Annotated in this window: 8 protein-coding genes; 3 read left to right on the top strand and 5 right to left on the bottom strand. The window is 47.8% G+C overall.

The features are described 5' to 3' along the window. Positions 1-37: 37 nt before the first annotated feature. The 5 genes from MKX40_RS05140 to MKX40_RS05120 form a co-directional block, all read right to left on the bottom strand. Positions 38-1,876 (bottom strand): ABC transporter ATP-binding protein, encoded by a 1,839-nt coding sequence (locus MKX40_RS05140; protein ID WP_339239955.1) that lies wholly within the window; start codon positions 1,874-1,876, stop codon positions 38-40. Then, the gene (locus MKX40_RS05135; protein ID WP_339239953.1) at positions 1,857-3,665 is read right to left on the bottom strand and encodes an ABC transporter ATP-binding protein; all 1,809 of its coding nucleotides are present in this window, start codon (positions 3,663-3,665) and stop codon (positions 1,857-1,859) included. The genes MKX40_RS05140 and MKX40_RS05135 overlap by 20 nt, the downstream gene beginning before the upstream one ends. A gap of 351 nt (positions 3,666-4,016) precedes the next feature. After that, positions 4,017-4,874: a hypothetical protein gene (locus MKX40_RS05130; protein WP_339239952.1), complete on the bottom strand. Its 858-nt coding sequence runs from the start codon at positions 4,872-4,874 to the stop codon at positions 4,017-4,019. Between the two features lie 262 nt (positions 4,875-5,136). Next, a complete protein-coding gene (locus MKX40_RS05125) occupies positions 5,137-5,868 on the bottom strand; it encodes a nuclease-related domain-containing protein (RefSeq protein WP_339239950.1) in 732 nt (243 codons plus the stop codon). A 275-nt stretch (positions 5,869-6,143) separates the two neighbouring features. Further along, positions 6,144-7,037, bottom strand: a complete 894-nt coding sequence (locus MKX40_RS05120) for an NAD(P)-dependent oxidoreductase (protein WP_339239949.1) — start codon at positions 7,035-7,037, stop codon at positions 6,144-6,146. 202 nt (positions 7,038-7,239) lie between these two features. Here MKX40_RS05120 and MKX40_RS05115 point away from each other — a divergent pair, with 202 nt between their 5' ends. Genes MKX40_RS05115 through MKX40_RS05105 form a run of 3 tightly spaced genes read left to right on the top strand, consistent with a single transcriptional unit; the run spans position 7,240 to position 11,001 of the window. Then, the gene (locus MKX40_RS05115) at positions 7,240-8,370 is read left to right on the top strand and encodes an endospore germination permease (protein ID WP_339239947.1); all 1,131 of its coding nucleotides are present in this window, start codon (positions 7,240-7,242) and stop codon (positions 8,368-8,370) included. Next, positions 8,333-9,841 carry a spore germination protein gene (locus tag MKX40_RS05110; protein ID WP_339239945.1) on the top strand — a complete coding sequence of 503 codons (1,509 nt, stop codon included), beginning with the start codon at positions 8,333-8,335 and terminating at the stop codon, positions 9,839-9,841. Before MKX40_RS05115 ends, MKX40_RS05110 begins: the two co-directional genes overlap by 38 nt. Beyond that, entirely contained in the window at positions 9,838-11,001 is a 1,164-nt protein-coding gene (locus tag MKX40_RS05105; protein ID WP_339239943.1) for a Ger(x)C family spore germination protein, read from the top strand. The genes MKX40_RS05110 and MKX40_RS05105 overlap by 4 nt, the downstream gene beginning before the upstream one ends. Positions 11,002-11,014: the final 13 nt, after the last annotated feature.

The raw sequence follows: 11,014 nt of genomic DNA, 5'->3' as shown, positions 1-11,014 counted from the left end.
CCTTGCCTTCCCTTACTGCTGCACCTTACTTATTGCTCTATTGCGCCTTTTTACGCAACTGGCTGTAATACAGCTCGCTGTAGAAACCGCCTTGTTCCAGCAGTGCATCATGCGAGCCTTGCTCCAGTAGATGCCCATCCTTCAGCACCAGAATTCGGTTGGCCTGACGGATCGTGTTCAGTCTGTGGGCAATGACAAAACTGGTCCGTCCCTGCATCAGACGTTGCAGTCCTTCCTGGATTTTAATCTCCGTAACAGTATCGATGCTACTCGTCGCTTCGTCCAGAACGAGGATGGAAGGGTCCGCCAGAATTGCCCGGGCAATGGCGAGCAGCTGCTTCTGTCCCTGACTGATACCACTTCCGTCGGCCTGGAGCACTTTGTCGTACCCATCCTTCATTCGCACAATGAACGAATGGGCATTCGCCAACCGTGAAGCGGCTTCCACCTCTTCATCCGTCGCGTCCAGACGGCCAAACCGAATATTTTCCCGGATCGTACCCTGAAACAGGAAGGAATCCTGAAGCACAAACGCCATATGAGACCGCAGATTCTCACGTCGAATGGTGGTCATATCACGACCATCTACCGTTAATGTTCCACCTGTCGGATCATAGAAACGGGATAACAGCTGAATCAATGTTGTTTTCCCCGCTCCGGTCGGACCTACCAGGGCAATCATCTCACCCGGTTTGGCTTCAAAGCTGATGTCATGCAAAATGTTACGTCCTTCATCGTATCCAAAGGATACTTTGTCGAAACGAACGGCTCCCTCCACCTTATCCAGAGATACCGCTGCCCCTTCATCCTTCGCTTCCTCATCTTCGTCCAGCACCTCGAATACACGCTCAGCCCCCGCAATTGCGGACAATAACGTATTCCACTGGTTCGCCAGATCGTTGAGCGGACGGGTAAACTGACGGGCATATTCCACAAAGATAATGATCACCCCGACCGTAACGGAACCCTGAATCGCCAGAATACCACCGATACCCGCAACAATTGCAAAGCTCAGATTATTCAATCCATTCATCAGTTTCGGAATAAAACCGGAGATGGTCTGTGCCCAGAATCCGGAAATCCGGATGCGGGTATTCCGTTCCTCAAAACCGCGAATCACCCGCTCCTCTTGGGAGAATGCCTTAATGATCTTTTGTCCGGATAACGTCTCTTCAATATAACCGTTAAGTTCACCCAGATTGCGCTGACGCTCCTTGAAGAGTGGTCCCGTTCTGCGTGTAATCCAACGCATACCAATGGCCATCAAAGGCACAACGATAAAGGTAAGCAGGGTCAATAGCGGGCTGAGCCACAGCATAACGCCAAATGTCCCTAGTAGTGTTAATACACTCGAAAAAATCTGGATGGCTGAGCTGTTCAGCGTACCGCTGACATTCTCGATATCATTGGTCACCCGACTCATAATCTCCCCCTGCTGGCGTTTACCGAAGAATGGAATCGGCAGCTTGTGCAGATGGGAGAACAGATCATACCGCATGCGGAACACGGTTTCCTGTGCAATTTCGATCATCCATATGTTTTGTAACCAGGATGTTAGAGAGAACAAGACGTACACTGCGGTTAATCCAATCAGAAACCGTGTCCAGCTTGAACCGGCTTCACCCGCGATGAAATCATCCACGGCCACTCCTACCATGTAGGGGCCAAGCAAAGCGAGTGCGGAGCTGGCAAGAACCATCAGCAATACCATGGACAGCTTGACCTTGCGCCGTGCCAGATAGGTCCAGATCCGACCAAGTGTACCGGACCAGTTCTTCGCTCTTGCCTTGGGTTTGCGACCACCGCCTGATCGTAGCGTCTCCGGGTCAATCGGCGGTGGCGGCTGACGGAAAGGCTCAATGAATGCTTTGAACATGCTGTGCACCCTCCCCGTATTGTGATTCATGAATTCGACGATACAGCCCTGATGATTCCATCAGGTCTTCATGTTTTCCCTGTCCAATGAGTTGTCCATCATCCAGCAGCAGAATCAGATCCGCAGATGTCGTTGAACTGATCTTCTGGGTGATGATAAACGTCGTACACGACAATTCTTCCAGTGCATCCAGCAGTCTGCCTTCTGTCGCCACGTCCAGTGCGCTCGTGCTATCGTCCAGAATCAGAATACTTGGTCGGCGAACCAGTGCTCGCGCAATGGAAAGACGCTGCTTCTGACCACCGGAGAGATTGACGCCCCGTTGACCCAGCAAGGTATCATAACCGTTGGGTAAATTCTCAATTGTTTCGTGAATCTGGGCGCGCTTGGCGGCTTCCACGATCTCTTCCAATGTGGCATCTTCTCGGCCCCAGGCTATATTCTCCCGTATGGAACCGGTAAACAGCACAACCTCCTGAGGCACATAACCAATCGAACCACGCAGCATGGACAGATCCAGTTCTGTTGCATCCGTACCATCAATCCGGACCTTACCTTGATCCTCCGTGTATAACCGTGGAATAAGCTGCACCAGTGAAGATTTGCCTGAGCCTGTTGCTCCCATAATGGCAATACGTTCCCCCGCTTTTGCGGTGAATGTGATGTTGTCCAGCACTGTAATTTCACTATTCGGATAACTGAAACCTACGCTGCGGAATTCAACCGCTCCCTGCACAGTGCGCTGTTTCTTCGCTGAGTATACAGATTGCGGAAAATGCGAAGATTGTACAGATCCAGCAGTTGGTGTAGTCGTTGATACCGCCTTATTCTGTTCAGTCTCTGACGTATCCTCCGTATTAAATACTTCATTCAGTCGTTGTGCCGAAGCGCTTGCTCTGGAGAACGTCACCAGAATCCATGATAATGCAGACATGGCACCAATGGTGCGAAGCAGATAGTTAATGACCGCAACCACTTCACCTACGGTTGCATTACCGGAGGCGATGTCAACTCGTCCAAACCATAACACGGCGATGATACAGACATTCATCATCAGCAGCATGAACGGCATCGTGGTCTCCGTCAGGCGCAGCGCGGAGATTGTGCCTTTCATCAGCTTGCCGCTGAATCCGGCAAAGCGTTCAATCTCATGGCCCATCCGTACGAAGACACGGATCAGCCGAATGCCTGTCAGATTCTCCTGGATGACTCCATTGACGGCATCCAGTCTGCGCTGCACATTGCGGAACAGCAGCGCTGCCTTTTTAATCATCCACACCACAACAATGAGCAGTACAGGTACCATGACAACCAGCAGCAAACCCAACCTCGGATTCACGATCACTGCCATAATCATGCTGCCAATGACCACCAGCGGTACACGTGTCATGAAGCGCAGACTCATGAAGACCGTGTCCTGAACCTGGGTCACATCTCCCGTTAATCGGGTAATCAGGGACGATGTCGCGAACCGGTTAAAGACGGCATAAGAGAACGTTTGCACTTTGTCATACAACTTCTCCCGCAGATCGTATCCAAACCCCAGGCTCGCATGGGATGCAAAGAACGAACTGGCAATTCCGGCAGCAAAAGCCACGACAGCACTGCCAACCAGCACACCACCCCATAACCAGACAACAGACAGGTCTCCCTGCTGAATACCATTATCAATGATCTTGGAGATCAGATAAGGCTGAGCCAGCTCCACCGCAAGCTCAATTAACATCATGACCAGGGCTGCAATCGCGGCAACTCGGTATTTCTTCAAGTAGTACAACAGCTTGATCATAAGCATTCCTCCGGCTCGGAGCACCCTAAACCGATAACACGTTCCAGCTCAGAGCCTCCATTAGACATGTTGATTTCTCCACTGCGTCCAATATGTAATCATTTCTATGTACACATATGGTTATTATAGCGTATTTTACAATGCCGCTTCTATTCTTATTACCCTACTTTTCCCAAACAACAAACTTATCATCATTTTGGCAGCAAAAAATGAAGCACCCCTTCGCTACAACGCATAGAACCCTAACCACCGATTATCCCGGTAGTCAGGGTTCTATGTGAGACCTAGGCATATAGCTCATTCGTTCAACGCATTCCAATTCTGTTCATCACTACTATGACTTTACTACTTTCACTTTCCGTAGATCTCCTCTACACGTTCTTCCTCATTTGTAGACAGCAGAACATTGAGCAGCCCCATGGCATTATTGGCATCACTTCTCGCCGTCTTATACATCTCGGCAAACGCCGCTTCATCCTGCTCCGGGTCCATCTCTGCAAGCTTGCCCCACGAAGTACGGGCTTTGTCGTATAGTGTACTAAGCGTGATGTCACGCGGATGCTGAGCAACAGGTGCCATGGATTCGAATTTTGCTGTCACACGGAAGAAATCCATAGAGTCCTGGAACGATGTACTGCTGTAATCCTTATTTTTCATTGCATCATCCGTAATCAACAGACCTTCACGGGCGATAAACAGCGTTTTCACCATGGCACGCTCCAGATTGGTTGCTTCTTCCCAAGTAACATAGGATTCATCAGGTGCTTGTACAGTTGTGAAATAAGGAAAGGCATCATCAATCAACCGCTGTGAATCGGAATGAATCGGCACCTCTGCGTTCATGTCCACAACAGCATCACTATAGTTGGCCACATTTATATTTTTGGAATCATTTTCACTAACCCGGCGCACCGGATGATCATTAAGCGGTATACGGATATAGCCAAGTTGATCAGAATACTGCTGCTTCAGCTCTTCCAGTGTAGAGTCCTTTCCAATCTTACCGTCATCAGTCGAAGAAGTTTCTTTGGCGTCTGAACCTGTCTCCTTACCAGCAGTCGAACCGTTTGCTACCGTTTCGGTTACAGCAGCATTCGAGCTGCTTGTTTCTGATGACGTCTCTTTCGCTCCACCACCACAAGCTGTCAGTATCGCTGCCACACTGAACATGACCGTAAACGTCTTTATCGTATCATTCCATTTCATCATATGATCTTCCCCTATCGTATGTATATTCCTGAGAAACATTAACCTCTACTCCAACCCTTGAACAACTTATTTACAAAAATATCCTTTCGGATAACATAATCGATTCACAACTGAACACGTTCTACATTGTATCATAAGTCAAAAATGGGGTGTATACGACGATATACCTGTGTCTAAAGCCTTTTACTACTCGTGTATTAACTGACAAGATCGACACAAAAACACTGCCATCCGTATGGACAACAGTGTTCATGAAGTGTGATTATTTAATTCCTTTGGCCTTCTCCATGTGTTCTGACCGAATCTGAGGATCGGTCGAGTTCACCGATGATAAAAGGGCGTGAATCGCCTGAATATCCTTCTCTTGAAATACAGTCTCGGGAACTTCAGACTCAAGTCGTTCCGTCTTGCGCTGAATTGTCTCCACCAATTCATGGTCATAGATGATCAGTTCATCCGAATTCACATATCTTACAGCAGGATCAACACTAATGCGGCAACGGTTCGTGAAGGTCACCATGGAGACGAGACGCACTCTTTTGTAGTCTCCGAGGTGTGCATGAATGGCTTCCACATGTGCACGATGCTGCATGAGTGGATTGTACATTTTGACCCGGCTGCTGCTGACCGACCAATTGGCCTCTCTTCTTCCGCCGCGGATCTCACCTGTCGTCAGATTTCGGGTTTCGATTACAAAGATGGCCCGAGGTCCAATTACAACATGATCGATCTGCGAATAACCAGAGCGTGACTTCGGATTGGTAATAAGTAGATCGTTCAGCACTTTATATTCACTTGGAAGACCCATCAGCTGATCTGCTGTACTAGGCTCCTCCGGCGGGCGTGTCCAGTCCCCTTCCGCTTTTTTCTTGCGTTTACTGCGGACCATACGCGGAGGAATGGCTGTCGTCGATGGTAAAGCTGAAGCGGAGGCTGTAATCGGGTTCGCAAGCTCTGGCTGTGTCTTGAACAGAGACAGGATTTTCTTGAACATGGGCAAGCTCCGTTCTATTATAGTGTGGGTTACGGGTGACCATTACAGGAGGAATAACATCCTTTGACACATTCATTATGTAAACTTCTATTACTTATGTCGGATAAAGAGGGGTTAAAATAAAGGGTTAACGACCAAAATCTCTCTATTACGCAAAGTACATATGAACATTTAACCAATTCCGTGACTTTAGACGCATAAATAAGCCGTAAAATAAAAAAAACAGCGCAACCTTTCCTGAATCGAAAAAGAATGCGCTGCTGTTCTCTTGGTTGTTAAGCCTGAAGATAATAGATGTAGAGCACCTGTGTCCCCTTCTCTTCCAGACCATTATTCGCTATTTCCTGGTACAGGGATTCGGCCAGAGCCAGCCCAGGCGTGTTCATGCCCATCTCTTTTGCAGACTCCAGTGCAATACCCATGTCTTTGATAAAATGTTTCACATAGAATCCAGGCTCATAATCGCCTGCGATCATGCGCGGACCGAGATTGCTGAGTGACCAGCTTCCGGCTGCCCCGGTAGCAATGCTCTTCAGCACGGTCTCCGCGTCCAGACCAGACGTCTTGGCATAGGCGAGTGCTTCGCATACGCCCATCATGCCAGAGGCAATGGCAATCTGGTTGCACATTTTGGTATGCTGCCCGGCTCCTGCCTTGCCTTGCAGCACAATGTTGCTGCCCATCTGCTCAAATAGCGGACGCACTGCTTCAAAGGCCGCCGAGCTTCCTCCAACCATAATGGACAGCTTGGCATTCTGCGCTCCGATATCGCCGCCCGATACAGGCGCGTCCAGTGCATGCAGTCCTTTGGCTTCCGCAGCTTCAGAGATTCTTGCCGCCAGAAGCGGACTGGATGTTGTCATATCAATCAGATATGACCCCGGTTTAGCATTGGCTACGAGACCATCTTCACCGAGATAGATCTCCTCCACATCCTTGGGATAACCCACCATCGTGATGATGACATCACACGCGGCAGCCAGTTTGCCTGGTGTATCATGCCATACGGCGCCTTCTTTCACTAACGCTTCCGCCTTGGCAGCGGTTCGCGTGTACACATGCAGCGGATATCCCGCTTGCTGGATGTGCCCAGCCATGCTTTTCCCCATCACGCCTGTACCAATAAAGCCAACTTTCGTCTCTCCAGGTGCCTTCGTTGTATTTGTCATCGCAGGTTTCCTCCCTATTTTCCCTATTTCTCTATGCTTCGCTCAGTGCTTGTCTTCGACATTGCTATATCTGTATGTTATAGCTTTCTGGTTAGTCCGTCCATCTCGTTTGCAGCTTTTTGTGAAAAAATCTGAAAAAGGAATCAATTTCCCATATGCTGTGCAACCTAACGGAAACTACCTTGAGCGGACGGTGAATGCCATGAGCCAGGAAAAAGGTCAAATTACGATCTGGCTATCCTTTTCCATCATTTTATTAAGTGCCGGACTGGTCTGTCACGTCTTGTCCATTCCTGCAATTCTTGAAGAGGCTGGTCGGGACGGCTGGTTGTCAGTTGTTGTAGCTGCACCGCTCTTCATGTTGTTTCTATGCATGATGTTTATCGTTATTCGGCGCGTGCGTGGACAGCGGTTGACCGATTGGATCACCCGAGAGTTTGGCATTATTCCATCGTGGATTTTTCGCATAACCGCTGCAATTTTGCTGCTTGCGTTAGGGACACATACTTTATATGAAACAACGAACTGGACGGTATCTACCTATCTACCGTTCACACCCACCTATGTGTTAGCCGGAGTCGGTGTACTCGTTGCAGCATGGTCAGCAGCTAAAGGAATCCGTTCTATTGCCATGACTTCGAGCATCCTTCTGCCACTAGTTATTCTGCTTGGCTACTTCGTCATGTCTGCCAATATGAAGTATAAAGATTATGGTCAGTTATTCCCCATGATGGAACACGGCTTCGCTCCGATTATGCGGGGTATGATCTATTCTCTTGCCGGACTAATGGAGATTTGGATTCTAATGTTATTCCAGCATGAGATCAAAAGCAAACTGCGCTGGTGGCATGTCCTGTTACTTGGAATTTTCATGATCAGTATGGCCATTGGACCTACCATGGGAGCCATTGTGGAATTTGGCCCGGAAGAGGCTGCCAAACAGCGAAACAGTCCCTATGAACAATGGAAACTTGTGAATATCGGCAAGTTGTTTCAGCACGTGGATTTTCTCTCCATATACCAATGGCTGAGCGGTTCATTCGCCCGAGTAGCCATCTCGATATATCTTATCGTGGACCTGCTGGATATCCGCAGACCGAAGAAGCGATATATCACCATTCTCTGTATCTCATTCGTTATGTGCGCTTTTGCCATCCAGTGGTGGCGCATTGATTATGTGGATTATTATGTGGACCATATCCAGTTTCCCGTCATGCTCGCTTATGTGGCAATCGTTACTGTCCTGTTAACGCTGGCCGCTCTCATTCACAAAAAGGACAAGGAGGTTGCTCAACATGTCGAATCCACCCAAAACAACACCAACAAAACCTGAACCGAATACACCTTTCCATATGACCGAACACAATCTGACAACCTTTTTTGCCGGGTCTGATGATGTCATCATCGATAAACATATATTTGGCGATTCGCAAATGAAGCTGATTATGTGCTATTGCAGCGGTATGGTCGATACTCAAGCCATCTATGATATCATTCTGCCAGATTTGAAAAGGACCTATGAATCAACTCATTTTGTTCGCATTTCTGACATCGAAAAAAATATCAGCCTCCAGTGGAGCACTCTTGATCTGAATGATCCGGCGTATGGGACTGAACTCATGTCCCTACGTGTATTTGAAGGACATATTCTCATCTGCCTCCCCTCTCTTCAAGCCATGTGGAGTCTAGACATTTCCAACATACCTACACGGACACCGGAAGAATCCACGACAGAAGTATCCATCCGTGGAGCGAGGGACGGTTTTATCGAACCTCTTGCAGTGAATGTCGCTTTGATTCGTACCAGACTGCGTACCAACCAATTAGCCTGCAATATCGAACTTATTGGCTCACGGTCAGCCACCAAGGTAGCATTGATGTATATCAAGAACATTGCCAATTCGGAATTAATTGATGAAGTCAAGCATCGTCTACGCACAATCCAAACAGAGCGTATCATGACGGCCAATGAACTTGAAGAGTTGTTATCACCTGCCAAGATCACCTTATTTCCGTTAACTCACTATACCGGCAGGCCAGACTTTGCAGCAGAATGCTTGCTCAATGGTCGCTTCATTCTTATTGTAGATGGTAATCCCAGTGCAATCATCGGACCCGTTAATCTGTTTCTGTTGCTCAAATCACCAGAAGATGCCAGCTTTCCTTTTTTACCTGTCAATGTAGGTCGCATGTTGAGGTTTATCGGTCTGTTGGTCACCATATTTTTGCCCGGATTTTATATTGCGTTAACCTCTTTTCATATGGATCAGATTCCTTTTCCACTCGTGGCAACAATATCTGTTGGACGGATGGGTTTGCCTATGGAATCGGGCATAGAAATGTTTCTAATCATGTTGCTGATGGAATTGTTCCGGGAAGCCGGGGTTCGTTTGCCAAGCGCCATCGGTCAGACCTTAACGGTCGTGGGTGGCTTGATTATCGGGGACTCAGCCATCCGTGCCGGTATGGTATCCCCGTTGATGATTGTCGTTATTGCAGTAACGGTGGTTGCTGGAGCAACCATTGTCAATCAAGTCATGACAAGTTCCATCCTGATTCTTCGTTTTCTATGTTTTGTCTTAGGGGTAACACTGGGCATCTACGGGTTCATTCTGTCAATGATTTTGTTTCTCATCTACCTGACTGATCTCAAGTCATTTGGCATCCCCTATCTGACGCCTTTAACCCCACTGAGTTTCAAACAAGCCCTCTCATCTTTATTCAAAATGCCAACGGGCATTGGCAAACGCAGACCTGTCTATTTGGAGACGCAGAAACCGCGCAAGGAAGGTAATGAACGATGAACAGACTGTTGCGTCGCTGTGTGCTAGGATTGTTGAGTCTTTCCCTAGTCCTCATGACGACCGGATGCTGGAGTGCATACGAAATTCAGCAGGTAGACTATGCAAAGGCGATCGGTATCGATTTCAAAGACGGTATGTATCACATTTATGTACAGACCCTGGACTTTTCGAGTATAGCCAAGAGTGAGAGCTCCAGCAAAACTGCGGAAGCACCTCCGATCTGGGTTGGTCATGCTGAAGGGAAGACAATGAGTCTCGCGATGAACGAATTATGGCGTGCCTCACAATTACACATTGCCTGGGGACATGTGACCGCGATTGTACTTGCAGACGGAGTGTTGAATAACAAACACATCAAGGATGTGTTTGACATGCTCGGGCGCTTCCCCGAAGCCCGTTATACCACCTGGGTATATGGTACACGTGAACCTTTACTGGATATTTTGAGCACAGCATCCATCTACAATCTTTCACCGCTGGATAGCATCCTCCACAATCCTTTGCCCAGTTACATGGAAAACTCTTTATTTGCACCCGTTCTCAGCTTCGAATTGATTGCAACGCACAATGATCCAGCAACTACGACGTATCTACCAGTCATTTCTTTGAATAAGGAACTCTGGCTCCAAAATAAAAAAGAACATGATCTGTTCCTGATCGAAGGAGCCTTTTTCGAGAGGACGGGAAAGAATTTTGAGTTCATGTCACACAATGATCTACCGGGTTACCACTGGCTGGTCAAAGGCATGCGCCGAGCACCCTTGCTGATCCAGAAGGACAATGTCATCTACGGTGCTCTCAGTGTTGGTCTGCCTACCATTAAAATTAAACCGATTATCCACGGAGATCACGTCACATTCTCTATTGATGCCAAATATCTAACAGCATTATATGAATATCTGGTTCCCATGCCATACGATGAAATGACCCGGGTAAGTGAAGATAAACTAAAAGAACAGATTATGGAAACGTATCGCCATGGCTTGGAACGAGGAGTTGATGTATTCGGCCTGCAAGAAAAACTGTACCGCAAAGACCCGAAATTGTGGCACAAGTTATCCGGTGACGGAGAAAAATTAATTCTATCCGAGGATTCTATTGAGGAACTCAATATACACCTTACGATCCCATATACAGGAAAATATAAGAGAAAAGTATAGAACCAAGCCATCC

Origin of the sequence: Paenibacillus sp. FSL R5-0517, assembly GCF_037974355.1 — a bacterium.
Classification (GTDB): Bacteria; Bacillota; Bacilli; order Paenibacillales; family Paenibacillaceae; genus Paenibacillus.
This window is presented reverse-complemented; position numbering and strand designations above follow the sequence as displayed.